This is a genomic window from Geodermatophilus sp. SMS 5-13, from assembly GCF_059428245.1.
Window position 1 is genome coordinate 5,535,497 of sequence record NZ_CP165729.1, and the last position, 23,523, is coordinate 5,559,019.

23 protein-coding genes are annotated in these 23,523 nt (G+C 74.8%); 15 read left to right on the top strand and 8 right to left on the bottom strand.

Going from position 1 to position 23,523, the window contains the following annotated elements; translation table 11 throughout:
- The first annotated feature begins 34 nt into the window (after positions 1 to 34).
- Complete coding sequence (locus AB3388_RS26910; protein ID WP_495408410.1) at positions 35 to 1,252, top strand: DUF2786 domain-containing protein; 1,218 nt, start codon at positions 35 to 37, stop codon at positions 1,250 to 1,252.
- A gap of 49 nt (positions 1,253 to 1,301) precedes the next feature.
- Here AB3388_RS26910 and AB3388_RS26915 read toward each other — a convergent pair whose 3' ends face one another.
- Positions 1,302 to 2,045 (bottom strand): protein kinase domain-containing protein, encoded by a 744-nt coding sequence (locus AB3388_RS26915; RefSeq protein ID WP_495408411.1) that lies wholly within the window; start codon positions 2,043 to 2,045, stop codon positions 1,302 to 1,304.
- 362 nt (positions 2,046 to 2,407) lie between these two features.
- Positions 2,408 to 4,303 (bottom strand): ABC transporter ATP-binding protein, encoded by a 1,896-nt coding sequence (locus AB3388_RS26920; RefSeq protein ID WP_495408412.1) that lies wholly within the window; start codon positions 4,301 to 4,303, stop codon positions 2,408 to 2,410.
- Positions 4,304 to 4,470: 167 nt separating this feature from the next.
- On the opposite strand from AB3388_RS26920, the gene AB3388_RS26925 reads away from it, so the two are divergent.
- Together AB3388_RS26925 and AB3388_RS26930 are read left to right on the top strand one after the other, a co-directional pair.
- Positions 4,471 to 5,829 carry a sensor histidine kinase gene (locus AB3388_RS26925; RefSeq protein WP_495408413.1) on the top strand — a complete coding sequence of 453 codons (1,359 nt, stop codon included), beginning with the start codon at positions 4,471 to 4,473 and terminating at the stop codon, positions 5,827 to 5,829.
- Entirely contained in the window at positions 5,826 to 6,473 is a 648-nt protein-coding gene (locus tag AB3388_RS26930) for a response regulator (protein ID WP_495408414.1), read from the top strand. The genes AB3388_RS26925 and AB3388_RS26930 overlap by 4 nt, the downstream gene beginning before the upstream one ends.
- Before the next feature lie 319 nt (positions 6,474 to 6,792).
- On the opposite strand, the gene AB3388_RS26935 is transcribed toward AB3388_RS26930, so the two are convergent.
- Positions 6,793 to 7,179 carry a hypothetical protein gene (locus AB3388_RS26935; RefSeq protein WP_495408415.1) on the bottom strand — a complete coding sequence of 129 codons (387 nt, stop codon included), beginning with the start codon at positions 7,177 to 7,179 and terminating at the stop codon, positions 6,793 to 6,795.
- A gap of 4 nt (positions 7,180 to 7,183) precedes the next feature.
- Here AB3388_RS26935 and AB3388_RS26940 point away from each other — a divergent pair, with 4 nt between their 5' ends.
- From AB3388_RS26940 to AB3388_RS26970, 7 genes are all read left to right on the top strand, one after another.
- The gene (locus AB3388_RS26940) at positions 7,184 to 7,411 is read left to right on the top strand and encodes a hypothetical protein (RefSeq protein ID WP_495408416.1); all 228 of its coding nucleotides are present in this window, start codon (positions 7,184 to 7,186) and stop codon (positions 7,409 to 7,411) included.
- 48 nt (positions 7,412 to 7,459) lie between these two features.
- On the top strand, positions 7,460 to 7,900 hold the full coding sequence (locus AB3388_RS26945; RefSeq protein WP_495408417.1) for a flavodoxin family protein: 441 nt from the start codon (positions 7,460 to 7,462) through the stop codon (positions 7,898 to 7,900).
- A gap of 78 nt (positions 7,901 to 7,978) precedes the next feature.
- Positions 7,979 to 9,697: a RecQ family ATP-dependent DNA helicase gene (locus AB3388_RS26950; RefSeq protein ID WP_495408418.1), complete on the top strand. Its 1,719-nt coding sequence runs from the start codon at positions 7,979 to 7,981 to the stop codon at positions 9,695 to 9,697.
- Between the two features lie 97 nt (positions 9,698 to 9,794).
- The gene (locus AB3388_RS26955; protein ID WP_495408419.1) at positions 9,795 to 11,438 is read left to right on the top strand and encodes a carbamoyltransferase family protein; all 1,644 of its coding nucleotides are present in this window, start codon (positions 9,795 to 9,797) and stop codon (positions 11,436 to 11,438) included.
- A gap of 212 nt (positions 11,439 to 11,650) precedes the next feature.
- Positions 11,651 to 12,094, top strand: coding sequence for a DUF4383 domain-containing protein (locus AB3388_RS26960; RefSeq protein ID WP_495408420.1), 444 nt, complete (start codon positions 11,651 to 11,653; stop codon positions 12,092 to 12,094).
- A 208-nt stretch (positions 12,095 to 12,302) separates the two neighbouring features.
- Positions 12,303 to 12,686 carry a hypothetical protein gene (locus tag AB3388_RS26965; protein WP_495408421.1) on the top strand — a complete coding sequence of 128 codons (384 nt, stop codon included), beginning with the start codon at positions 12,303 to 12,305 and terminating at the stop codon, positions 12,684 to 12,686.
- A gap of 47 nt (positions 12,687 to 12,733) precedes the next feature.
- Positions 12,734 to 13,945, top strand: coding sequence for an acyl-CoA dehydrogenase family protein (locus AB3388_RS26970; RefSeq protein WP_495408422.1), 1,212 nt, complete (start codon positions 12,734 to 12,736; stop codon positions 13,943 to 13,945).
- Positions 13,946 to 13,957: 12 nt separating this feature from the next.
- Here AB3388_RS26970 and AB3388_RS26975 read toward each other — a convergent pair whose 3' ends face one another.
- Positions 13,958 to 14,158 (bottom strand): hypothetical protein, encoded by a 201-nt coding sequence (locus AB3388_RS26975; RefSeq protein WP_495408423.1) that lies wholly within the window; start codon positions 14,156 to 14,158, stop codon positions 13,958 to 13,960.
- A 151-nt stretch (positions 14,159 to 14,309) separates the two neighbouring features.
- Between AB3388_RS26975 and AB3388_RS26980 the strand changes: the two genes are divergently transcribed.
- Positions 14,310 to 15,590 (top strand): hypothetical protein, encoded by a 1,281-nt coding sequence (locus tag AB3388_RS26980; protein WP_495408424.1) that lies wholly within the window; start codon positions 14,310 to 14,312, stop codon positions 15,588 to 15,590.
- A gap of 96 nt (positions 15,591 to 15,686) precedes the next feature.
- On the opposite strand, the gene AB3388_RS26985 is transcribed toward AB3388_RS26980, so the two are convergent.
- Positions 15,687 to 16,262 carry a hypothetical protein gene (locus tag AB3388_RS26985; RefSeq protein WP_495408425.1) on the bottom strand — a complete coding sequence of 192 codons (576 nt, stop codon included), beginning with the start codon at positions 16,260 to 16,262 and terminating at the stop codon, positions 15,687 to 15,689.
- A gap of 101 nt (positions 16,263 to 16,363) precedes the next feature.
- Here AB3388_RS26985 and AB3388_RS26990 point away from each other — a divergent pair, with 101 nt between their 5' ends.
- The 4 genes from AB3388_RS26990 (at position 16,364) to AB3388_RS27005 (ending at position 18,996) form a co-directional block, all read left to right on the top strand.
- Positions 16,364 to 16,957, top strand: a complete 594-nt coding sequence (locus tag AB3388_RS26990; protein WP_495408426.1) for a helix-turn-helix transcriptional regulator — start codon at positions 16,364 to 16,366, stop codon at positions 16,955 to 16,957.
- A 21-nt stretch (positions 16,958 to 16,978) separates the two neighbouring features.
- Positions 16,979 to 17,248: an ArsR/SmtB family transcription factor gene (locus AB3388_RS26995; protein WP_495408427.1), complete on the top strand. Its 270-nt coding sequence runs from the start codon at positions 16,979 to 16,981 to the stop codon at positions 17,246 to 17,248.
- Positions 17,249 to 17,260: 12 nt separating this feature from the next.
- Complete coding sequence (locus tag AB3388_RS27000) at positions 17,261 to 17,644, top strand: VOC family protein (RefSeq protein ID WP_495408428.1); 384 nt, start codon at positions 17,261 to 17,263, stop codon at positions 17,642 to 17,644.
- 98 nt (positions 17,645 to 17,742) lie between these two features.
- Entirely contained in the window at positions 17,743 to 18,996 is a 1,254-nt protein-coding gene (locus AB3388_RS27005; protein ID WP_495408429.1) for a multidrug effflux MFS transporter, read from the top strand.
- Between the two features lie 4 nt (positions 18,997 to 19,000).
- On the opposite strand, the gene AB3388_RS27010 is transcribed toward AB3388_RS27005, so the two are convergent.
- From AB3388_RS27010 to AB3388_RS27020, 3 genes are read right to left on the bottom strand one after another with little or no spacing between them, the layout of a single operon-like run.
- Positions 19,001 to 19,858, bottom strand: a complete 858-nt coding sequence (locus AB3388_RS27010) for an aldo/keto reductase (protein ID WP_495408430.1) — start codon at positions 19,856 to 19,858, stop codon at positions 19,001 to 19,003.
- A gap of 10 nt (positions 19,859 to 19,868) precedes the next feature.
- Positions 19,869 to 21,365, bottom strand: a complete 1,497-nt coding sequence (locus AB3388_RS27015; protein ID WP_495408431.1) for a rhamnulokinase — start codon at positions 21,363 to 21,365, stop codon at positions 19,869 to 19,871.
- Between the two features lie 42 nt (positions 21,366 to 21,407).
- A complete protein-coding gene (locus AB3388_RS27020; protein WP_495408432.1) occupies positions 21,408 to 23,444 on the bottom strand; it encodes a bifunctional aldolase/short-chain dehydrogenase in 2,037 nt (678 codons plus the stop codon).
- Positions 23,445 to 23,523 lie beyond the last annotated feature (79 nt).

The window sequence follows — 23,523 nt, forward strand, 5'->3', positions numbered from 1 at the left end:
CGCGACGTCCGCGGCGGCAGGCAGCATGCGCCGCATGACGGACGACGCGTGGCTCACCGACCTCCTCCAGCACCGGAGCGGCATGCTCACCGACGCCGGCCTGGCACAGGAGCTGGGAGCCGCGTTGGCGGCGCACGATCCCGGCGTCGACAGCCGCGGGATCGCCACCCGCGCGCTGCTCGAGGCCCTGGCGGACATCTGGGAGCGGGGCTGGCAGCCGGCCGATGTCGTGCACGCCGCGCGGAAGGGGGCGACCGCCGGTTCCGTGCCGCTGGCCGTCGCGCTGATCGGCGAGCACGCCCGGCGCAGCAACGCGGCGTCGCGGGCGCCGGACGTCTGGGTCGAGCAGCTGCGCGAGCTGGACGCGCTGGCGCCGGGTGATCCCGCGGTGGTGTCCTCGTGGCACCGGGCGGCGCGGCGGGCTCCCGCCGACGCGTGGCGGATCGTCCTGCAACTCACCGGCCTGCTGCGGACCGCGGTCCGGATCGAGCAGCTCGTCCCGCCGCCCTCGCGCTGGGGGGCAGCCAGTGCGCGTCCCGACGTCGAGGCCGGTCCCGGGGACGACCGCGTGCTCCGGCGGATCCGCGGCCTGCTGGCCAAGGCCGAGTCGACCGGGTTCCCCGAGGAGGCCGAGGCACTGACGGCCAAGGCGCAGGAGCTGATGGCCCGGCACGCGGTCGACGTCGCGCTGCTCGACGCGGGCGCCCACGGGCCGCCGCGGACCGGCGTCGGCACGCGGCGGGTGCACGTCGACGACCCCTACGTGCGGGCGAAGATGCAGCTGCTCGGAGCGGTCGCCGAGGCGAACGACGTGCGGCTGGTCTGGTACCGGAGCCTGGGCATCGCGAACCTCGTCGGCATGCCGGGCGACCTGGACGCGGTCGAGCTGCTGTTCACGTCGCTGCTGCTCCAGGTGGCGCAGGCCCTCGCGGCGGCGGAGGGGGCCGCCGGGCAGCGCTCGGCGTCGCGGTCGTTCCGCCGGGCGTTCCTCCTGGGGTACGCGCACCGGATCGGCCAGCGGCTGACCGCCGCGCGGCGGCAGGCCACCGCCGAGGCGTCGGCCGCGCACGGTGTCGACCTGCTGCCGGTGCTGCGCTCCCGCCAGGCAGCCGTCGAGGAGCGGGTCGCCGAGCTGTTCCCGCGGGTGCACACCTCGCGGAGCCGGGGTTCCGTCGACGCGGGCGGCTGGTACGCCGGCCGCGCCGCCGCGGAGCGCGCCGACGTGGGCACCCGGCGGTCGTCCCTGCGCTGACGGTGGACGTTCCGCGGGCACGCGATGAGCCGCTGACCAGCTGCTTCTGTCAGCTGCCGCCCGCGGGCGCGGTCGCCAGGTCCTCGTGCGGCCGACCGACTGGTGGGCCGGCGGGACGCGGCCGCCGCGGCGACTTCAGGTGCCGGTCGGCCCACCACGGCCAGGGACGGGTGGCCCGGGAGCCCGCGGCGCGGACCAGCATGGCCAGCGAGGCGTCCGTGGTGGGGCGGCGACCGGGGTCGGGATCGGTGAGCCGCTCGATCACCGCGGTGACAGCACCCGTCTCGTCGGTGCCCGGCTCCAGCGCCGTGCGCATCGTCGCGCCCACGCTGTACAGGTCCATCGCGGCCGTCACCGGCCCGCCCGGCCACCCGGCCAGTTCCGGGGCCTGGTAGCCGTGGGTGCCCAGTTGCTCTCCGGGTGCCAGAGCCGAACCGAGCCGGCGCGCCGCGCCGAGATCGATGAGCCGCGACCGGCGGTCGACGGTCACCACGTTGTCGGGGCAGATGTCCAGGTGGCCGGTTCCCGACGCGTGGAGGTACCGCAGCGCCGCCAGGACGTCCACGGCCACGTTGGCGACGCTGCGCGCACTGAGCCGTCCGTCCTCGATCTCCTCGTCGAGGGCGGGCCCGTTGAAGTAGTCCGTGACCAGGTGCGGCAGCGCGCTGCCGGTCCCGTCGGCGATCAGCCGCGGGAACGCAGGGTGCCCGAGGCCGCGCAGTGCCCGCGCCTCGCGATCGAGGGCCCGGGTGTGCGTGGGACGCGCCCAGTCCGGCCGGACCACCTTGACCACGGCCGGTTGCCACAACGGAACCGACCAGCACAGCCACGTCTCGCGGCGGCGACCGACGACGAGGCGGTGCCATGCCAGCAACCCGGGCAGCAACGGAGTCCCGGGGGCAGGGTCCCAGCCCGGCCGACCGTCCCGGGGCTCGCGCCGCACCGGCGGCGGGACGGGGTCCACGCGCTGCTCCTCTGCTCCAGGACGACCGTCGTCCCGCCGGAGAGCTTCCGGCGGGACGACGACAGCGTTGACGGCGTCGACCTCAGTAGTCGCAGTCGTCATGGCGGCGCTCCTCCGACTCGGACGTGGTGGATCCGTGCCGGCCGTGCCGACGGTGGTGATGGTCGTGGCGGTGGTTGTTGTCGTTCCCGTCATCGTCGTGGTTCCTGTAACTCATGGGGTTCACCTCCCCCCGTCCCCCTCGGGCCGGCCGGGACCGGGACGCGGTCTCGGCCGGCAGCGGACACCGGCTCGCCGATTCGCACGGACACCGGCCCCGATGCAGCGGGTGCCGTGTCGTGCGGATCGGCGAGGTCGACGCCCGTGGGCGCGGCGGCAGAGCGCCCCCCGCGCGCGACGGGCACGGTCCGGTCCGCGATGGCGGCCAGGAGCGGGTCGTGCGTGACGAGCAGAACCGTCCGGTCGCGCGTGGCCGAGCGGATCGCACCCATCACCTGGCGCGCCGATTCGGCGTCCAGCGAGGTCGTCGGCTCGTCGAGGAGCACGACCGGCGCCGGGGACACGACGGCCCGCGCCAGCGCGACGCGGCGCCGCTGGCCGCCCGAGAGCATGACCCCGCTCTCGCCGAGGGGGGTGTCATAGCCCTCCGGCAGGGCGGATGCGAACTCGTCCACCCAGGCGGCACGCCCCGCCGCGAGGACCTCGGCACGCGTTGCGGACGGATCACCGAAGGCGATGTTCTCGGCGATCGTGCCGTCGAGCAGCCACGGATCCTGCGGCACGAACGCCATCTGCCGGCGCAGCTCCACGGTGGAGAACTCCCGGACGTCGATGCCGTCGAGGAGAACCCGGCCGGCGTCGGGGTCGTAGAGCCGCAGCAGCAGGTGCAGCACCGTGCTCTTGCCCGCGCCGCTCGGGCCGAAGAGGCAGACCGTCTCGCCCGAAGCGACGGCGAGGTCGAAGTCCCGCAGCACCGGTCGGTGCGGGACGTACGCGAAGCGAACACCCTCGAGGCGCAGTCCGTGGCGGACCGCCGGCACCGGTCGTGGCGCGGCCGGCTCGGCCACCGCCTCGGTGGAGTCGAGCACCTCCCTCAGGCGGAGGGCGCTGACGGTCGCCTTCGCGCGGACCCCGGCCAGCCGGACCATCCCCCGCACCGGTGACTGGAGGCCGGACAGGTAGGACATCATCACGAGGAGCTGCCCCGTCGTCAGGTCACCGCGCACCACCCGGACGCCGCCGGCCACCAGTACGACACCGGAACCGGCGGCGAGGACCAGGTCCAGCACGGGTGCCCACCGGGCACCGACGATCTCGGCGCGGACCTGCGCCGCCACGAGCGCGTCGTTGGGCCTCCGGAACAGCCGTGACGCCTCCTCCCGCCGGCCGAAGGCCTGGACCGCCCGCACGTTCCGCAGCAGGTCGACGACGACCGCGGACAGGTGGCCGCTGGCCCTGCGCCCCGCCATCTCGGCGGCCCGGACCCGGCGCCGCTGGCGAGCGCTCAACCAGGCGATCACGGGCACGGCCGCCAGCCCCAGCCAGGTCAGGCCGGGGTCGATGAGGAGCATCAGGGTGAGCGTTCCGGCCAGCAGCAGGACGTCCGGGAGGAGATTGGTGAACGTCCTGCTCACCGCGTCCGTGACGCGGGTGACGTCGGTGGTCAGCCGGGACACGACCTCCCCCGTGCGCATCCGGTCGTGCCAGCGCAACGACAACGTCACCACCCGGTCGAACAGCGCCTGGCGCATCGTCCCCCCGATGCGCTGCGCGGCCCGGGCCGCCAGCACCTCTGTCCACAGGCCGAGGAGCGCGGCGACCGCGGTGAGCATCAGCAAGCAGACGCCCGCGACCACGAGCAACCCGGTGCTCCCGAGCCCCGTGAGGAACGCCAGCGGTCCCGTCAGGGGACGGCCCTCGAGGGCGTGGTCGACGGCGATCGCCAGCGGCCAGGGCGCGATCAGCTGGCAACCGATCTCGAGCACCGCGGTGCCCGCGGCGAACCCGAGCCGTCCGGACTGCGGCCGGACGTAGGGCCCCGCGACCCGGAGAGCCCCCCGGACCGGCGGCGCGGCGTGGGCCGACATGCCGACGACCCTGGGGCGTTCCGGGTCGCGCCCGCCAGGCGACCAAGGGGCTAGCACTCCGGGCCCTGGAGGCCAGGGCCCTTCGGAACTACCGGGCCGGGACGAAACGATCCGAGACGAGGCGCATGGACCCGGTCCCGCGAAACCCCGCCGTCCTAGCGTGGGGCGTGGCTCGCTCCACGCCGCTGTTCGGTGCCCGCCGGTCCTCCGATCCGCCGGTCTCCGTAGGAACCTGGGTCGGGCGGTTCACGGTCGCGGGCCTGGTCGTGATCTTCGCGCTGGCAGCCGCGACCGGGCTGCTGGCCCGGCGCGACGGTGCCGACCTGGCCCGGGAGTCGTCCGGGGAGCTGACCCTGGTCACCGCGGCGGTCCTGTCGCCGCTGCTGGACACCGACCCCGCGGCCGATCCGGGAACCACGCCAACGCTGCGCCGGCAGCTCGCGGCCGTCGTCGCGGCCGGGCCGGCCCTGAGGATCGACGTCGCGCAGCCGTCCGGCCGGGTGCTCTGGTCCAGCGATCCCCGCGTGGAGGGGCGGACGTTCCCCGTGGGGCCCGGCGCGCCCTCGCGAGCCGGCGCGGCACGCTCGGCCGTGATCGATCCATCGCCGGACGGGAACGGCTTCGCGAGCGACGACGCCGACGTGCTCATGACCGTCGTCGGGGTACGGGACGTGCACGGGGCGCCGTTGCTGGTGGTGAGTTACGAGCCCGGCGCCGTCGCGACGGACGACGCCCGCGCGGCCTGGCTGCGCTTCGCTCCGGTCGCGTTGAGCGCGCTGATCCTCCTCGAGCTCGTCCTCATACCGCTGGGCTGGCGTCTGGCCGGCCGCCTGCGGCGGGCCCGGGAGGCGGAGGAGCTGCTGCGGCAGTCGGCGACGGACGCGGCGGACACCGAGCGCCGCCGGATCGCCGGGGACGTGCACGACCACGTCGTCCAGGACCTGACCGGCCTCGCCTACGACCTCGACGTCGCGCGGTTGCAGAGCGGTCTGCGCAACGGTGACGACGAACGGCTGCTCGCCCGGACGGCCCGCAGGGTGCGGTCCGCCGTCTCGGATCTCCGCATGCTGCTGGTGTCGCTGGCCCCCGTCCGGCTGCCGGACGGGGATCTGGGGTCGGCGCTCGAGGCGCTCGCCGCGGGCCCACGGCGCTCCGGCGTCACCGTGCTGGTGCGGGCGGAGGGCACCGGGCAGCTCCCGGTGCCCGTGGCCTCGCTCCTCTACCGATGCGCCCAGGAGGCGCTGCGCAACGTCGAGGCGCACAGCCGTGCGACGACGGTCGAGGTGACCGTCCAGCGCGACCAGGGGGACGTCATGATGATGATCGACGACGACGGGTGCGGCTTCGACGAGGAGCGCCTGGCCGAGAGCCGGACGGCCGGTCACCTCGGGCTGCGTGCGCTGGGCGATCTCCTGGCCGACGCGGGCGGCTCGCTGGTGGTCCACAGCGCCCCGGGTCAGGGCACCCGGCTCGTGGTGACGATGCCCCTGGTCGGCGGGGCTGTCCCGGTGCAGGCGGTCCGGTGATCCGCGTCGTCGTCGTGGACGACCACGACGTGGTGCGCCGCGGCCTGGCGGCCGTGCTGGAGTACAGCGACGACATCTCCTGCGTCGGGACGGCGGCCAACGGCGCGGCGGCGCTCGAACTGGTCGACCGGCTGACGCCGGACGTCCTCCTGCTCGACCTGTCCATGCCGGGCCAGGACGGCGTGGCCGTCCTGCGCGCCCTGCGCGCCGGTCAGCGGACCGTGCGCGTGCTGGTGCTCACCTCCTTCGCCGATGCAGACCTGGTCATGGACGCCGTCCACGCCGGCGCCGACGGGTACCTGCTCAAGCACTGCGAGGCCGAGGAGATCCTGGACGGCGTCCGCGCGGTCGCGGGCGGCGGCACGCCGGTCGACCCCACCGTCGCTCGCTCCCTGTTCACCAGCGTGCGCGAGGGCGGCCAGGCGGAGTTGCTCACCGAACGGGAGCGCCAGGTGCTCGACCTGGTCCGGCAGGGACAGCCGAACAAGCACATCGCCCGCCGGCTGAGCATCAGCGAGCGCACGGTCAAGGCGCACGTGACGCACATCTTCCAGCGGCTGGGGGTGACCGACCGCACCCAGGCGGCACTCTGGGCCGAGCGCCACCTGCCCTCGGCCGGCGCCCGCGGCGGGGCCCTCCGTTGAGCCCCGCCCACCGCGCGCGCCGGTCGGGGGTCGCCCGGCCCGTCGAGCGCCGCGATCCGCGACACCGGCCCGTCGTCCTGCGGGTGTCTGCGCCGCCGGTCCGGGCGCGCCGGCGCAGGGAGCGGGCAGGTGAGCGGTCCGGCTTGCTGCCGCTGCTCGGATCGCTCGGCCTCCTCGCCCTCGTCACGGTGCTGGCCGTGTGGACCGGCTGGCAGGAGCTGTCGACCTCCGGCGCGTCGGGCGGCGACGCCACGACGGTGATGGGGGGACCGCGCGCCGCCGGGGAGCTTCCTCCCGTCCGCGGCGCCGACCGACCGGGTCAGGACCCCGTGCCGCGCCCGCCCGCGAGCGGACCCGCCCCGGCGGTCGCCGCGGCCACGGCCGTGCCCACCATCCCCCGGCCCATCGTCACCGCCGCAGGTGCCGCCCGTTCCGTCTCCCCGGCCGGATCCCCGGCCGTCTCCCCGGCCGGCCCGGTCACGAGGACGGAATCCGCCGCGAGGACCGGACGCCACAGCCGTCCTGGGGCGACGCGCTCCGCGCCGGCGTCCGTGCCGGTGCCGCCACCGGCAACGGAATCGGCAACGGCAACGGCAACGGCCATCGCGGCCTCGACGAGCAGCCTCCCGCCGGCTCCCACGTCGCCTGCGCCCACCAGCCCGGCGCCCCGCTCGCCCGCCGTCGAGACCCCGACCCCGGAGCCCACGCCGATGACGTCGTCCGCCGACCCGCCCTGGCGCCAGGGTCGGGACGGCGACGACGAGGACGAGGACGACCACTACGACCACGACGACGGGTACGACCACGACGACGGGTACGACCACGACGACGAGCACGGGTCGGGGCAGCGGGACGGCGCCGGCCCATCGGGCCCAGGCAGTCGATCCGCGGAGCAGACCGCCGAGCCCACGGACCGCGGCGAGAGGGACGCCGGCTGACCCGCCCCGCGCCGGACGCGGCCGGCCGGTGCAGGCGATGATGCCCGGGTGCCGCGCCTGCTCGTCGTCCACCACACGCCCTCCCCTGCCCTGCAGGCGGTGCTGGAGGCGGTCAAGGAGGGCGTCGCGATGGTGGAGGAGGCGGAGCTGACCCTGCGGCCCGCGCTGTCGGCCGGGGCGGCGGACGTGCTCGACGCCGACGGGATCCTGCTCGGCACGCCGGCCAACATCGGCTACATGTCCGGCGCGATGAAGCACTTCTTCGACACCGTCTACTACCCGTGCCTGGACGCCACGGTCGGCCTGCCCTTCGGCGTCTACGTGCACGGCAACGACGACACGGCCGGCGCCCTGACCGCGATCGGCCGCATCACCGGGGCGCTGCGGTGGAAGCAGGTCGCCGCCCCGCTCAGCCTCGTCGGCGCGCCGGGCGCGGAGGACCTGGAGTCGGTCCGGGAGCTGGCGGCCACCGTGGCGGTGAGCCTGTAGCCGGCGCTCCCGGCGGCAGCGGGGGTACGTGGCGAGCGGCACCGTTTGCCGGTCGGGGGCCCCGGGCAGCCTGAGCCGGTGCCACCACGCCGACGCGAGCCCGACGACGACAATCCCGCCGGCAACTCCGCGTCGGTGCGCACCCGCCGGATCCGGGAGATCGCGCGCGACGTCCTCGGGTTCGACGAGTTCCGGCCCGGCCAGGAGCGCGCGATGCAGTCGGTGGCAGCCGGCCGCGACACCCTCGCCGTCCTCCCGTCGGGCGCGGGGAAGTCCGCGATCTACCAGGTGGCCGGCCCGTTGCTCGACGGTCCGGTGGTGGTCGTCTCGCCGCTGATCGCCCTGCAGCGCGACCAGGTCGACCGGCTGGAGGAGCTCGGACCGGACGTCGGCGTCGCCCGCCTGCTGAACTCCAGCCTGCCCGCGGGCGAGCAGCGCGAGGTGCTGGAGAGCCTGCAGGACGGAACGGTCCGGTACGTGCTCCTCGCCCCCGAGCAGCTGACCAAGCCCGAGGTGGTCGACGCCATCCGCGACGCCGGGCCCGCCCTGTTCGTCGTCGACGAGGCGCACTGCGTGAGTGCCTGGGGCCATGACTTCCGCCCCGACTACCTGCGCCTCGGCGGGGTGATCGAGCAGCTCGGCCACCCGACCGTCCTCGCGCTCACCGCGACCGCCGCGCCCCCGGTGCGCGCCGAGATCGTCGAGCGGCTCGAGATGCGCGACCCCGAGATCGTGGTCGCCGGCTTCGACCGGCCGGAGATCCGGCTCGAGGTCGACCAGCACGCCGACGCCCGCGGCAAGCAGGACGCCGTCCTGGACCGGGTGCTGCAGCTGATCGGCGACGGGCAGCTGCCGGGCATCGTCTACAGCGCCACCCGCAAGGGCACCGAGGAGTTCGCCGAGGAGCTCACCGAGCGCGGCCTGCGCGCCCGCGCCTACCACGCGGGCCTGCGCACGGCCGAGCGCGAGGAGACCCAGCAGGCCTTCATGGACGACGAGCTCGACGTCGTCGTCGCCACCACCGCGTTCGGCATGGGCATCGACAAGCCCGGTGTCCGCTTCGTCGTCCACGCCGAGCCGGCCGACTCGGTCGACAGCTACTACCAGGAGATCGGCCGCGCCGGGCGGGACGGGCAGCCGGCGCTGGCCGTCCTGGTCTACCGCCAGGAGGACCTCGGCCTGCGCCGCTTCTTCGCCGCCGGGGTCCCCGCCGAGGAGGAGCTGCAGCAGGTCGCCGGCCTGGTCGCGGCCGCGGACGCCGCCGGCATCGACGACGGCGTCGACGTCAAGGACCTCCGCGAGGAGACCGGCCGCGGCGCCACTCCCCTCGCCCGCGACCTCAACCTGCTCGAGCAGGTCTCCGCCGTCGTCCTGGACGAGGACGGCGCCGCGCACCCCGCCGACGGCGCGGCCAAGCCCGCCGACGCCGCCGCGGCCGCCCGCGAGCTCGCCGAGCACCACGAGCGGGTCGACCAGAGCCGGGTCGAGATGATGCGCGGCTACGCCGAGACCACCGACTGCCGGCGGCAGTTCCTCCTCGGCTACTTCGGCGAACAGCTCGAGGAGCCCTGCGGCAACTGCGACAACTGCTCGGCCGGCCTGTCCCAGCAGCAGCCCGAGGACGACGAGACCCCCTTCCCGGTCGAGACGCCGGTCGAGCACGCCGAGTGGGGCCCGGGCGTGGTCATGCGGGTCGAGGACGACCGGCTCGTCGTCCTCTTCGACGAGGTCGGCTACAAGACCCTGGCGCTGGCCGCCGTCACCGAGCACGGCCTGCTCAGGGCCCGCACCGCCTGACCCGCTCTCGCAGCGCTCACCCTGCGGGGCGATCGCCGAGGCTTGATCATCGGCACGAGACAGCCGGGCGCGGCGCCCGGGCGAAGGGAGTCCCCGCGTGAAGGTCCTCGGCATCAACGCCATCTACCACGACCCCGCGGCTGCACTGGTCGTCGACGGCAAGGTCGTGGCCGCGGCCGAGGAGGAACGCTTCAGCCGGCGCAAGCACGGCAAGCGCCCGCTGCCCTGGAGCGCCTGGGAGCTGCCCGAGCTCTCGGCCCGCTGGTGCCTGAAGCAGGCCGGCATCCGGCCCGAGGAGCTCGACGCCGTCGCCTACTCCTTCGACCCCGCCCTCATGAGCACGCCCGAGGAGTCCGGCCTCTTCGACGACGGCGACGTGATGCGCAAGAAGTACGCCGAGATGGCGCCCGACTTCCTGGCCCACGCGCTCCCCGGCCTCGACCCGGCCTCGGTCCGCTTCGTCAAGCACCACGTCGCGCACGCCGCCTCGGCCGGTCTCGCCGCCCCGCAGCGCGACAACGCGGTGCTCGTCCTCGACGGCCGCGGCGAGGCGCACAGCCACCTGGCCGGCCGCTACGTCGACGGGGAGCTGGAGATCCTCGCCGGGCAGGCCCTGCCGCACTCGCTCGGGCTGCTGTACGAGGAGCTCACCGACCACCTCGGCTTCCTCCGCAGCTCCGACGAGTACAAGGTCATGGCGATGGCCAGCTACGGCAAGCCGCGCTTCGCCGGCGAGCTGGCCGAGCTGATCCGGGCCACCGGGGACGGCGGCTTCGTCACCGAGCGGATCGACTTCACCGAGTTCGCCCCCCGCCTGCACGACGGCGAGGAGTGGACCGAGGCGCACGCCGACCTCGCCGCCAGCGTCCAGCAGCGGCTGGAGGACGTGCTGCTCGACCTCGCCCGCTGGGTCCACGAGCAGACCGGCGACCGCGTCCTCACCCTCGCCGGAGGCACCGCGCTCAACTGCGTGGCCAACACCCGCATCTTCGCCGAGGGCCCGTTCGACGAGGTCTGGGTGCAGCCCGCCGCCGGGGACGCCGGGACGGCGCTCGGCAGCGCCCTGCACGTCGCTCACGAGCTCGGCGAGCGGACCGAGCCGATGCCGGGCGCGGCGCTCGGCCGCGGCTGGAGCGATGAGGCGATCGAGCAGTGGCTGCAGACCGCCGCCATCGACTACGAGCGGCCCGACGACGTCGCGGACGCGGTCGCCGAGGTGCTGGCGGACAACGGGATCGTCGCCTGGTTCCAGGGCCGCAGCGAGTACGGTCCCCGCGCGCTCGGCCACCGCTCGCTGCTCGCCCACCCCGGGCACGAGGCCAACCTGGAGCGGATGAACAACGTCAAGGGCCGCGAGCAGTTCCGCCCGGTCGCGCCGATGGTGCTCGCCGAGCGGGCGGACCAGATCTTCGGCCGCGGACCGATCCCCTCCCCCTACATGCTGTTCGTGCACGACGTCGCCCCGGAGTGGAGGGACCGCATCCCGACGGTCACCCACGTCGACGGGACGGCGCGCATCCAGACCGTCGACCGCGCCGACGAGCCGCTGGTCGCCCGCATGCTCGAGTGCTTCGAGCGGCGCACCGGCCTGCCGATCGTCGTCAACACCAGCCTGAACACCGCGGGCCGGCCGATGGTCGACGACCCGCGCGACGCCCTGGAGTGCTTCGGCTCCGCGCCGGTCGACCTGCTCGCGATCGGTCCCTTCGTCGTCCGCCGTCCCCGGCCGACACCGCGCTGACCCGGCGCCGCCGGGAGAAGTGAACCGGCCGGCCCTCCGGCGACGAACTCCTGTCGCGGGACGGCCGGCCGTTCGGCGTCGGCGGACCGGTCCGCCGACGATCGGTTGCGCGCTACCCGGCCGAGTGACATGAGTTTTTGCACGTCCGACCCGGGTATCCCGACCCCGTTCCGTCGAGACCTGGCGGAGGACAGACCCTCAGGAGGACCCCCATGGCCGCTTCGGCCGGCAACACCAGCACCGGCTCGCGCCCCTGGCCGCAGCTGCTCGCGCTCGTCTTCGGCGCGGTGTACCTGCTCGTCGGGATCGTCGGCTTCTTCATCACCGGCTTCGACAACTTCGCCGGTCACGGACAGGACGAGATGCTCCTGTTCTTCATGATCAATCCGCTGCACAACATCGTGCACATCGTGATCGGCATCGCCGGCCTGCTCCTGGCGCGCACCCTCGCCGGGGCGCGCACCTACGGCTGGCTGCTCGCGGTGGGCTACGCCGCGGCCTTCGTCTACGGCCTGTTCGCCGTCGGCGAGAGATGGGACTTCCTCAACCTCAACGGGGCCGACAACGTCCTGCACCTCGCCACCGCCGTGGTGGGTCTGGTCATCGCGCTCGCCCCGGTGCGCACCGCCGTCGGCGGGACGGCGCGCACGGTCTGATCCCCTCCGCGTCGAGGCCGGGCTCCGCGTGGAGCCCGGCCTCGACGCATGTGCGGGCGCCTCTTCCGGAACGGGGTCGGACGGCCGTGCGGGCAGGGCCCTGATGCCCTGTCCGGGGAACGGCATCGCGCGTCTGATCCGGGGTGCACCACCTCGGGCACCGCCGGCCGCCTTCCCGGAGCCCCTCGGACGAGGAGAGGGGGTCGCCATGGACGACGATCCCGTCCTGCGCGCGCTGGGCGCCGCGCTCGAGCGCGACGACCCGCGGCTCGCGGCACTGCTGCAGGTCGGCCCCACGCCCGTCGTGCCGCGGACGGCCGCCGACGACCGGCCCGCCGACACGGCGCCGGCCGTCCCCGAGCCGAGCACCCCCGAGCCCGAGGTCCGGCCGGCGGCGGGCGCCCGCCGCCGGCCTCGCTGGGTGCTGCGGGCGCTGGTGAGCGGGCTCGCCGTCGCCCTCCTGGCGCTCGCCACGATCCCGCTCGGCCTCGCCGCGTTCGCCGCCGTCGGCGGGATCGTGCTGCTGGCCTCTCCCGTGCTGGCCTGCTGGTGCTACAGCTGCGCCGACGACCTGCGCCCGCCCGAGGGCTGAGCCACCCCCGCCGCGACAGGGCCGCCGCCGCCCTCTACGTTGCGGTCATGGACTTCGCCCTGTCCGCGCGCGCCGAAGAGGTCTGCGGCCGCATGTGGGACTTCATGCGCGAGAGCGTCTTCCCGGCCGAGCCGGTGTACGACGAGTGGCGGGCCGCCCGCGGCCACGACAACCACGACCACCCGCCGGTCCTCGACGACCTCAAGGCCGAGGCCCGCAAGCGCGGGCTGTGGAACCTCTTCCACCACGAGCTCGGCGGCCTCTCCAACCTGGAGTACGCGTCGGTCTGCGAGATCATGGGCTGGTCTCCGGTGATCGCCCCCGAGGCCACCAACTGCGGGGCGCCGGACACCGGCAACATGGAGACCCTCATGCTGTTCGGCACGCCCGAGCACAAGGAGCGGTGGCTGAACCCGCTGCTGGAGGGCGAGATCCGCTCCGGCTTCGCGATGACCGAGCCCGACGTCGCTTCCTCCGACGCCCGCAACATCCAGACGTCGATCGTCCGCGACGGCGACGAGTACGTCATCAACGGCCGCAAGTGGTGGACGACGGGCGCCGCGGACGAGCGCTGCCAGATCTTCATCGTCATGGGCAAGACCGACCCCGACGGGCCGCCGCACCGGCAGCAGTCGATGGTGCTGGTGCCACGTGAAACCCCGGGCCTGGAGATCGTCCGGCACCTGCCGGTCTTCGGCTACCAGGACCAGCACGGGCACAGCGAGCTGCGGTTCACCGACGTCCGCGTGCCGGTGTCCAACATCCTGTCCGGCGAGGGCGACGGGTTCATGATCGCCCAGGCCCGCCTCGGCCCCGGCCGCATCCACCACTGCATGCGCGCCATCGGCATGGCCGAGCGGGCTCTCGCGCTCATGGTGGAGCGGGCGAAGTCCCGGGTCGCATTCGGCCGGCCGCTGGCCGAGCAGGGCACCGTCCGCGAGCTGATCGCGCTCTCGCGCATCGAGATCGACCAGGCCCGGCTGCTGGTGCTCAAGACCGCCGACCTGATCGACAAGTACGGCGCCAAGGGCGCGCGCACCGAGATCTCCGCGATCAAGGTGTCGGCGCCGCGGGTCTGCCTGGCCGTCATCGACCGGGCCATCGAGGTGCACGGCGGGGCCGGCGTCAGCGACGACACCCGGCTGGCGCGGATGTGGGCCAGCGCCCGCACGCTGCGCATCGTCGACGGGCCGGACGCCGTCCACATCCGGTCGGTGGCCCGCGAGGAGCTCGGGCGGGAGCGCCCCTACAGCGCCTGAACAAGGACCCCGTCAGGGGGCGACCGTTCCGCCCAGCGAGCCGCCGGCCAGCTTGGCCTGCAACTGCGTCCGGTCCAGGCCGGCGGCCTCCAGGGCGTCGGCGTCCGCGTCGGTGTCGATCTCGTCGGACAGCCGGCTCTCCACCTTGTCCGCGGTGTCGTTGTCACCCTCGGTCCGCAGCACCCGCACGAGCTCCTGCTTGGCGATCTTCACGCCGCTCCTCTCGTTTCCGGCGCGTCCGCCTCGGCGCCGTCGGCGCCTGTGCTTCCCCGCGCGCCGCCGGCGAAACCGGGGCCCCACTCGGGCGGAACCTGCGGGACCATCCACGGCATGTCCGTGAGACCCGCGGTCCGCCCCTGAGCCGATGGACGGCGCGCGCACGCGCAGGGGCCGCGGAGCCGGCGGGGCGCTCGGTGCCGCGCTGACCCTGGTGCTGGTCTTCGCCGCCGTCCGGCTGACCAGCTCGCCGGCCCCTCCCCCGGGCCGCGTCGACGCCGACCCCACGCCGGTCGTGGCCGCCCGCGCGACCGACGCCTTCGACCTCGACACCCGGGGATCGCTCGCCGGCGACGCGGGCTGGCTCGCCGCCGTGGCGTCGCTGGACGCCCTGGCCGACCTCCCGGAGCAGCGGCACGTCGCCTTCGCCGGTGACGTGCCCGAGGAGCGGATCGCGCTGGTGCTCGCCCGCGCGGAGGGGCACGCGGTCGCGGCGTGGCTGACCGGCCCGGCCGACGCGGGCCCCGAGGAGATGACGCCGGTGGTGGCGCCGTACCCGGTGGACCCGGCCGAGCCGCTGGTCCTCTGGGACGTCCCCGAGCGGGCGTGGACCGGCGGGCTGCTCGTCGTGGTCGCCGGGCCCGACGACGAACTGGCGTTCGTCTCGGGCCGGTTCGTGGACACCGCGGGCGAGGAGTCCGAGGTCCGCGTCCGGTTGACAGCCCGGGACGGCGTCGTGCTGACGCCGGTCGGCCCGCCCGTCGCCACGGTGAACGGCGGCCGCAGCGAGGGCTGGGTCGTCGCCACCCGGTCGGCCGGCACGAGCGTGGTGAGCCCGGTGCTGAGCGCCCGCGCGCAGGCGGTCGCGGAGGCGCCGGTCGAGCCCGCCGACCCGCGCGGCCTGCGCGGGCGGGCCGACGAGCACCAGCTCCAGGCGCTGCTGCACGAGCTGATCGGCGCCTACGGCCTCACCGCCGACCAGGTCTCCCCCGTCCTGCTGGCGGCGGGTCCGGTGGGCGAGGCCGGGGACGCCGCGCTCCTGGTCGGCGCCACCCTCCCCTCGGGTGCCACCGTCGCCTGGCTGAGCGTCGCGGGCACCGGCAGCCCGCTCTGGCGCACCATGGCCACCGCGCCGGCACCGGCGGGCACGCCGCTGCTGGAGCGGGTGATCGCCGTCCCGGCCGGGTGGGCGATCTCGCGGATCCCGCTCCCCCCGGACGACGTGCCGCCCGGCTGGCTGGTGGTCAGCGGGCCGCGGGACGGCGCGACGGCCGACACCTACGGCGCAGGCCGGCGGGTCCTGAGCAGCTTCCCGCTGGTCGCGGGGGCGGGCACCGCGGCGGTTCCGCAGGGCACCGTCTCCGTCGGGGTCCGGGACGGCGCCGGGGCGATCCTGGCCGGCGCGCAGGTCGCGCACCTCGCCGGATGACCGATCAGTCGCAGTCCTCGGGCGCGACGACGATGGCGCACCCGAGGCCTGACGCCACTGTGCCAGTCGTCTCAGACGTCTTCCACGTGAGCCTCGTCACCCGATCGGGGGAACCGGCTCCTGACCCGGCGCCCAGCGCCACGTGAAGCCGACCGTCACACCCTCGGCGGCGTCGACGAACCGGTGTGCCGCGTACTCGTCGTCCAGGGTGACCTGCTCGGCGGCCCGCACCTGGGCGTCGGGGCCGAACCCGTCCCACAGCGCCCACTCCAGCCGCTCCGGCAGGCGCAGCGGGGAGAACTCCACCCGCATGTCGAGCCGCTCGACCCGCTGGCGCATGGCGCGGCGCAGCTGCGGTGGAGGGACCGAGCGCCACTCGAAGACCGTCTCGTACTCCAGCGACGCCGTCTCCCCCGCGGCCAGGGGGCGGGGCAGCTCCAGGTCGACGGCCCAGAGCCCGTCGGCGTCCCGCCGCGGCTCGGCGGCCCGGCACCCCCGCAGGCCGCGGACCATCGCCTCCCGGCTGTCGGAGCGGTACGTGTAGCGCGCCAGACCCGGCCGAAGCGCCCGCAGCACGTGCAGCGTGCGGTGGCCCGCGGGCAGCCCGTCGGGTCCGACGGTGTGCCACTCGTGCAGCGACACCGTGCGGTGTGCCGGCGTTGCCCCCGTCACCCACTGCCTCCCCGTCGACGCCACCGGTGCCGAAACGCCGAGCCGACCTGCGCGGATCCGGAACCGGTGAGACCGTACCCGGGGCCGAGGGAAGGGGCACGGTGGAACGGGACGAGCGACGCGAACCGCACCGGGTCGCCGTGGTCGCCACCGATTCCGCGACCCGGGACGCCTTCCTCGCCGCACTCACCGCCGTCCCGGAGACGCACGTGGTGGCCTGGTCGGAGAAGGTCGGGCACCTGTTCGTCCTCGGCACCCGGATGGACGTCTGCGTCTGCGCGGTCCCGCCGGGCCGGGAGGAGGCGGCCCGGCTGCGCGAGCGCGGCGCGACGGTCGTGGTCGCCCGCGCCGGGACCGATCCCGCGGCGGCGCTGCGGGCGGCGCTCGAACGCCGTCCGGCCGGCGTCCCGGGGCTGCGCCGGCCGCGGCTGGCGCCGCGCCAGCGGGAGGTGCTCATGGCCTACGTCGCCGGCAGCGACCTCCTCCCCACGGTCGCCCGGGAGCTCGGCATGGACCGGGAGACGCTCAAGACCCACCTGCGCCGCATCCGGGCCAAGTACGCCGAGGTCGGACGGCCGGCGCCGACCCGGCGCGACCTCTACGTGCGTGCGGTGGAGGACGGGCTGATCCCGCCGCCCGCCGAGAGCGGGCACCACCACGCCGGGGGGCGCCCGGCAGACTTGTCAGGCAAGTAGCCGCTTGCCTATTGTTCCGTCGTGGGCGACGTGTTCAAGGCGCTCGCCGACCCGACCCGACGCGCCATCCTCGACGAGCTGCAGGAACGAGGCGGCCAGACGCTGTTCGAGCTGTGCACCCGGCTGATCTCCCGGCACGGGCTCGGCTCGACGCGGCAGGCGGTCTCCCAGCACCTGGAGGTCCTCGAGGCGGCGGGCCTGGTCCGGTCGCGCCGCGAGGGCCGCTACAAGTTCCACGACCTGGACACCTCGCCCCTGAAGGCCATCGTCGAGCGGTGGCACATCGACTGAGGAGGAGCGGACGTGCGGATCAACCTGACGAGCGTGCTCGTCGACGACCAGGACAAGGCCCTGCGCTTCTACACCGAGGTGCTGGGCTTCGTGAAGAAGACCGAGGTGCCGCTGGGCGAGCACCGGTGGCTGACCGTCGTCTCCCCCGAGGACCCGGACGGCGTCGAACTGGTCCTCGAACCCGACGCCCACCCGGCGGTCCGCCCGTTCAAGGAGGCTCTCGTCGCCGACGGCATCCCGTTCACCTCCTTCGCGGTGGCCGATGTCCACGCCGAGTTCGACCGGCTGAAGGGGCTGGGCGTGCGGTTCACGCAGGAGCCGGCACAGATGGGGCCGGTGACCACCGCGGTCCTCGACGACACCTGCGGCAACCTGATCCAGATCGCGGCCATGTGAGTCGCCGCCGTCCGGAATGAATCGGCGCGGCGGCATCTTGGCTTTTCGTCGTAGGGCCGACGGAGGCTCGCTTCTCGCCATCCTCACGAAGGAACCGTGTGACCGCCGCACCGCAGCTCCCCGCCGCCCCGGCTCCCAGCATGGCGCGCCTGGCCCTCACCCTCGGCGCCTTCGTCGCCATCGGGCCGCTGACCATCGACATGTACCTGCCCGCGCTGCCCATCCTGCGCGCGGACCTGGGGACGACGTCGGCCGCCGTCCAGCTGACCCTCACCGGGACGCTGGCCGGCCTGGCCCTCGGTCAGCTGGTCATCGGCCCGTGGTCGGACTCCCTGGGCCGCCGGCGCCCGCTGCTCGCCGGGACGGCGCTGCACGTGCTCGCGTCCCTGCTGGTCCTGGTGGCGCCGAACCTCGCCGTCCTCGGGGTGCTGCGGGTGCTGCAGGGGGTCGGGACGGCGGCCACCGGCGTGGTCGCCCTGGCGATCGTGCGCGACCTGTTCGACGGGCGCGCGTCGGCCACCATGCTCTCCCGGCTGTTCCTCGTCATGGGCGTCGCGCCCGTGGTCGCCCCGACCATCGGCGGCGAGGTCCTCCGCTTCACCTCCTGGCGCGGCGTCTTCGCCGTCCTCGCCGCCTACGGCCTGGTGCTGCTGGTCCTCGGCCGCTTCGCCATCCGCGAGACGCTCCCGCCGGAGCGCCGGCGCAGCGGGGGCGTCCGCGCCACGGTCCGCACCTACCGGATGCTGGCCGGCGACCGGGCCTACGTCGGGCTGGTCGTCGTCGCCGGCCTGTCGATGGCGGCCCTGTTCACCTACGTCGCCGGGGCGTCGTTCGTCTACCAGCGGCAGTTCGGCCTCGACCAGCAGGAATTCGGCCTGCTCTTCGGCGCCGGTGCGGTCTGGCTGATCGCGGCCACCCAGCTCAACCCGCTGCTGCTGCGCCGCTGGTCGCCGGCCACGATCCTCATGACCGGCACGATCGCCGGCGCGGTCGCGGGCGGCGTGCTGCTGGCCCTGTCGCTCATCGGCACCGGCGGGCTGTTCTCGGTGGTGATCCCGCTCTGGGTCGTGCTCTTCTTCGCCGGCATCGCGCTGCCGAACGCCCCGGCGCTCGCCCTGTCGGGCTACGGGGACGCCGCGGGCTCGGCCGCCGCGATGCTGGGCGCGGTCCAGTTCGGCGTCGGCGCGGCGATCTCCCCCGCCGTCGGCCTGCTCGGCAACGACGCGGTGGCGATGGGCGGGGTGATCCTCGCGGTGCTCGCCCTCGCGGTCGCCGTCCTCGTCGCCGTCGTCCGGCCGTGGCAGCTGCCCGAGCCACAGGAGGGCGCGGCCGCCCCGGCGTTCGCGCACTGAGCCCCTACACGAACAGCGGCGTCGCCTCCTCGCGGGCGGCCAGCTCGGCCATCTGCTCGTCGGACGGCCGCCGCTCGAAGCGCTCCGCGGCATCCAGCAGCAGGGGCAGCAGCTCGACGTCCCCCGTGGTCAGCAGGAACGCCTCCGGCCGGCCGAGGACCCAGTGCACGGCCAGGTCGATGTCGGCCGGCTCGCGCAGAGGCTCGTACCAGGTGGCCGCCGTCGCGGACCGGCCGTCCCAGCGCCGCCGGGCCAGGCTCTTGATGGTCTGCAGCGCCACGGTGCGCTCGGCGCACGCGGCGGCCAGCGCCTCGAACCGGTCGGCGTAGCGCTCGTCCTGCATCTGCACCCAGTTGTACGGAGCGAGCACCGAGTCGAACGGGAAGCGCTCCAGGCTGCGGCGGTGCATCTCCGGCACCGACAGGCCGTGCCCGGTGACGCCGATGAAGCGCACCAGGCCCTCCTCGCGCGCCTCGACGGCCGCCTCCAGCGCGCCGCCGGCCCCCAGCGCCGTCTCCCACTCGATGACGTCGACCAGGTTGTGCAGCTGGATCGAGTCGACGCGGTCGACGCCCAGCCGGTCCAGCGACCGGTGGATCTCGTCGCGGGCCTTCCGGTACGAGCGCTCCCCGGTCTTCGTGGCGAGGAAGAACGTGCCCGGATGACGCGTCAGCCAGCTCGCCACCCGCAACTCCGCGTCGCCGTAGCTGGCCGCGACGTCGATGTGGTTGATCCCGTGCTCGAGCAGGACGTCGAGCGCGCGGTCGGCGTCGGCCTTCGCGACCCGGGCCAGCGCCGCGGCGCCGAAGACGACCCGGCTGGACTCGTGCCCGGTCGCGCCGAACGGCGCGCGTCCGATCATGGCCGTCAGGCTAGAGGCGGAACGACCTCACCCGCTCCTCGGCGGCGGCCCAGGAGGCCTCGGCGCCCGGCGTGGGCAGGTGCAGCCGCACGTCCTGGGTGTGCCGCAGGAGCGCGCGCAGCTCGTCCAGCCCGCCGGAGACCACTCCGCCCGCCCGCGCCTGGACCAGGGCGTTGCCCAGCGCGGCAGCCTCGACCGGGCCGGCGAGCACCGGCAGCCCGCAGGCGTCGGCGGTCAGCTGGCACAGCAGGGTGTTGCGCGCTCCCCCGCCGACCAGGTGCACCACCTCGACGTCCCGGCCGGAGAGCTCGGCGGCCGCGCGGACCGCGCGCCGGTAGGCCAGCGCCAGGCTGTCGAGGATGCAGCGCACCGTCTCCGCCTGGCTCTGCGGCGGGGTCTGCCCGGTCCGCGTGCAGGCCTGCGCGATGCGGGCCGGCATGTCCCCCGGCGCCAGGAACCGCGGGTCGTCGGCGTCGACGAGGGCGGTGAAGGCCGGCACTTGCGCGGCGGCGGCGAGCAGGTCGGGCAGGTCCGCGATCAGCCCGGACGCCGTCCACGTGCGCTGCGACTCCTGCAGCAGCCACAGGCCCATGACGTTGTGCAGGTAGCGGACCGTTCCGTCCACACCGAGCTCGTTGGTGAACCCGGCGGCGCGGCTCTCCTCGGACAGGACCGGCTTGTCCAGCTCCACGCCCACGAGCGACCACGTGCCGCAGGAGATGTAGGCGAACCGCTCGGTGGACGCCGGCACACCGACCACCGCCGCGGCCGTGTCGTGCGAGCCGACCGCGGTCACCGGCACCGGGCCGGCCAGGCCGGTCTCCTCGAGCACCTCGGCGGTGAGCTCCCCGATCCGCTCCCCCGGCTGCCGCAGCGGCGGGAAGAGCCGGCGCGGCAGCCCCAGCCGGTCCACCAGCTCCCAGGCCCACTCCCGGCTCGTGGCGTCGAGCAGGCCGGTCGTCGAGGCGTTGGTGACCTCGGCGCCGACCTCCCCGGTGAGCCAGTGGGCGAGCAGGTCCGGGATCAGCAGCAGCTGCCGAGCGGCGTCCAGCTGCACCGTGCCGCGGGCCGCGGCGAGCTGGAACACCGTGTTGAACGGCAGGTGCTGCAGCCCGTTGACCCGGTACAGCTCGTCGGCCGGGACGACGCCATGCACGGCCGGCACCGCGGTCTCGTGGCGGGTGTCGCGGTAGTGCACCGGGTTGCCGAGCAGTGCGCCGTCGGCGTCGAGCAGGCCGTAGTCGACCGCCCAGCTGTCGATGCCCACCCCGTCGAGCCCACCGCCGTCCAGCCGTCCGGCGTCCCGGCCGGCCGCGCGCAGCCCGTCGAGGATCCCGCCGTAGAGGGCCAGCACGTCCCAGTGCAGCCGGCCCCCGATCCGCACCGGGCGGTTCGGGAAGCGGTGCACCTCGTGCAGGTCGAGCCGCTCCGGGCCGACCCGCGCGGCCATCACCCGGCCGCTCGACGCGCCCAGGTCGACGGCCGCGAAGGTCAGCTCCCTGCTCACCGGTCCCCCCGAGGGGCCAAAATGGCCATTTTGGCCCCTCGATCAGCGGAGGAAGGCGGCCGCGACGCCGCTGTCGACCGGGATGTGCAGGCCCGTCGTCCGGGTGAGCTCGCCGCCGGTGAGGGCGAAGACCGCGTCGGCCACGTGCTCGGGCAGCACCTCGCGCTTGAGCAGCGTGCGCTGCGCGTAGTACTGGCCGAGCTCCTCCTCGGGGACGCCGTAGACCGCGGCCCGCTTCGCGCCCCAGCCGCCGGCGAAGATGCCCGACCCGCGGACGACGCCGTCCGGGTTGATGCCGTTGACCCGGATCTGGTGCTCGCCGAGCTCGGCGGCCAGCAGCCGGACCTGGTGCGCCTGGTCGGCCTTGGTCGACGAGTAGGCGATGTTGCTCGGGCCGGCGAAGACCGAGTTCTTGCTGGAGATGTAGACGATGTCGCCGCCGAGCCCCTGCTCGATCATGACGCGGGCCGCCTCGCGGGAGACGAGGAAGCTGCCCTTGGCCATGACGTCGTGCTGCAGGTCCCAGTCCTTCTCGCTGGTCTCCAGCAGCGGCTTGGAGATCGACAGGCCGGCGTTGTTGACCACCAGGTCGACGCCGCCGAAGGCGAGCGCGGCCTCGCGGAACGCCGCCGCCACGGCCTCGGCGTCCGACACGTCCGCGGCCACGCCCACCGCGACGTCGGCGCTGCCGATCTCCTCCGCGGCCGCCTGCGCCTTGGCCAGGTCCAGGTCGGCGACGACGACGCAGGCGCCCTCGGCCGCGAGCCGCAGCGCGATCGCCTTGCCGATGCCGCTCGCCGCGCCGGTGACCAGCGCGACCCGGGTGGCCAGCGGCTTGGGCTTCGGCATCCGCTGGAGCTTGGCCTCCTCCAGCGCCCAGTACTCGATGCGGAACTTCTCGCTCTCGTCGATCGGCGCGTAGGTGGAGACCGCCTCGGCGCCGCGCATCACGTTGATCGCGTTGACGTAGAACTCTCCGGCCACCCGCGCGGTCTGCTTGTTCGCCCCGAAGCTGAACATGCCCACGCCGGGGACCAGCACGATCGCCGGGTCGGCGCCGCGCATGGCGGGCGAGTCCGGCGCGGCGTGGCGCGAGTAGTACGCGGCGTACTCGGCGCGGTACTCCTCGTGCAGCTCCTTCAGCCGCGCGACGACGTCCTCGACCGGGGCCGTGGCCGGCAGGTCGACGACCAGCGGGCGGACCTTGGTGCGCAGGAAGTGGTCGGGGCAGGAGGTGCCCAGCGCCGCGAGCCGCGGGTGCTCGGCGGCGGCCAGGAAGTCGAGGACGACGTCGCTGTCGGTGAAGTGGCCGACCTGCGGCTTGTCGGTCGACGCGAGACCGCGGACCACCGGCGCCAGCGCGGCCGCCTTGTTCCGGCGCTCGGCCTCGGGCAGCGCCTCGTAGCCGGGCAGGGCCTCCCCGAACGGCTGGGGCTTGCCGCGCTCGGCGAGGAACCGCTCCGCCGTCCGGATGATCTCGAGGCTGTTGGCCTCGCACTGCTCGCTGGTCTCGCCCCACGCGGTGATCCCGTGGCCGCCGAGGATGCAGCCGATCGCCTGCGGGTTCTTCTCGGCGATCGCGGCGATGTCCAGGCCGAGCTGGAAGCCGGGCCGCCGCCACGGCACCCAGACCACGCGGTCGCCGAAGCACTCGCGGGTGAGCGCCTCGCCGTCCTTCGCCGTCGCCAGGGCGATGCCGGAGTCGGGGTGCAGGTGGTCGACGTGCGGGGCCGTCACCAGGCCGTGCATCGCGGTGTCGATGGACGGCGCGGCGCCGCCGCGGCCGTGCAGGCAGAAGTCGAACGCGGCGACCATCTCGTCCTCGCGCTCGACGCCCGGGTAGACGTCGACCAGCGAGCGCAGCCGGTCCAGCCGCAGGACGGCGAGGCCGCTCTCCTGCAGTGTGCCCAGGTCGCCGCCGGAGCCCTTGACCCAGACCAGGTCGACCGGCTGACCGGTGACCGGGTCGGTCTCGCTGCCCTTGGCGGAGGTGTTGCCGCCGGCGTAGTTGGTGTTGCGCGGGTCCGCGCCGAGCCGGTTGGACCGGGCGATGAGGTCACTGACCACGGGGTTGCTCACAGCAGGGAGTTCCTTCGATCGTCGACAGGGTGCTTTATCGCGATCAAGTACGCGTGCTTCGTCGCGATAAAGCGCGGAG

Coding starts and splice junctions, on each gene's coding strand:
- AB3388_RS26910 (WP_495408410.1), top strand. CDS start 35: ATGACGGACGACGCGTGGCTCACCGACCTCCTCCAGCACCGGAGCGGC.
- AB3388_RS26920 (WP_495408412.1), bottom strand. CDS start 4,303: ATGTCGGCCCACGCCGCGCCGCCGGTCCGGGGGGCTCTCCGGGTCGCG.
- AB3388_RS26940 (WP_495408416.1), top strand. CDS start 7,184: ATGACGTCGTCCGCCGACCCGCCCTGGCGCCAGGGTCGGGACGGCGAC.
- AB3388_RS26960 (WP_495408420.1), top strand. CDS start 11,651: ATGGCCGCTTCGGCCGGCAACACCAGCACCGGCTCGCGCCCCTGGCCG.
- AB3388_RS26965 (WP_495408421.1), top strand. CDS start 12,303: ATGGACGACGATCCCGTCCTGCGCGCGCTGGGCGCCGCGCTCGAGCGC.
- AB3388_RS26970 (WP_495408422.1), top strand. CDS start 12,734: ATGGACTTCGCCCTGTCCGCGCGCGCCGAAGAGGTCTGCGGCCGCATG.
- AB3388_RS26980 (WP_495408424.1), top strand. CDS start 14,310: ATGGACGGCGCGCGCACGCGCAGGGGCCGCGGAGCCGGCGGGGCGCTC.
- AB3388_RS27010 (WP_495408430.1), bottom strand. CDS start 19,858: ATGATCGGACGCGCGCCGTTCGGCGCGACCGGGCACGAGTCCAGCCGG.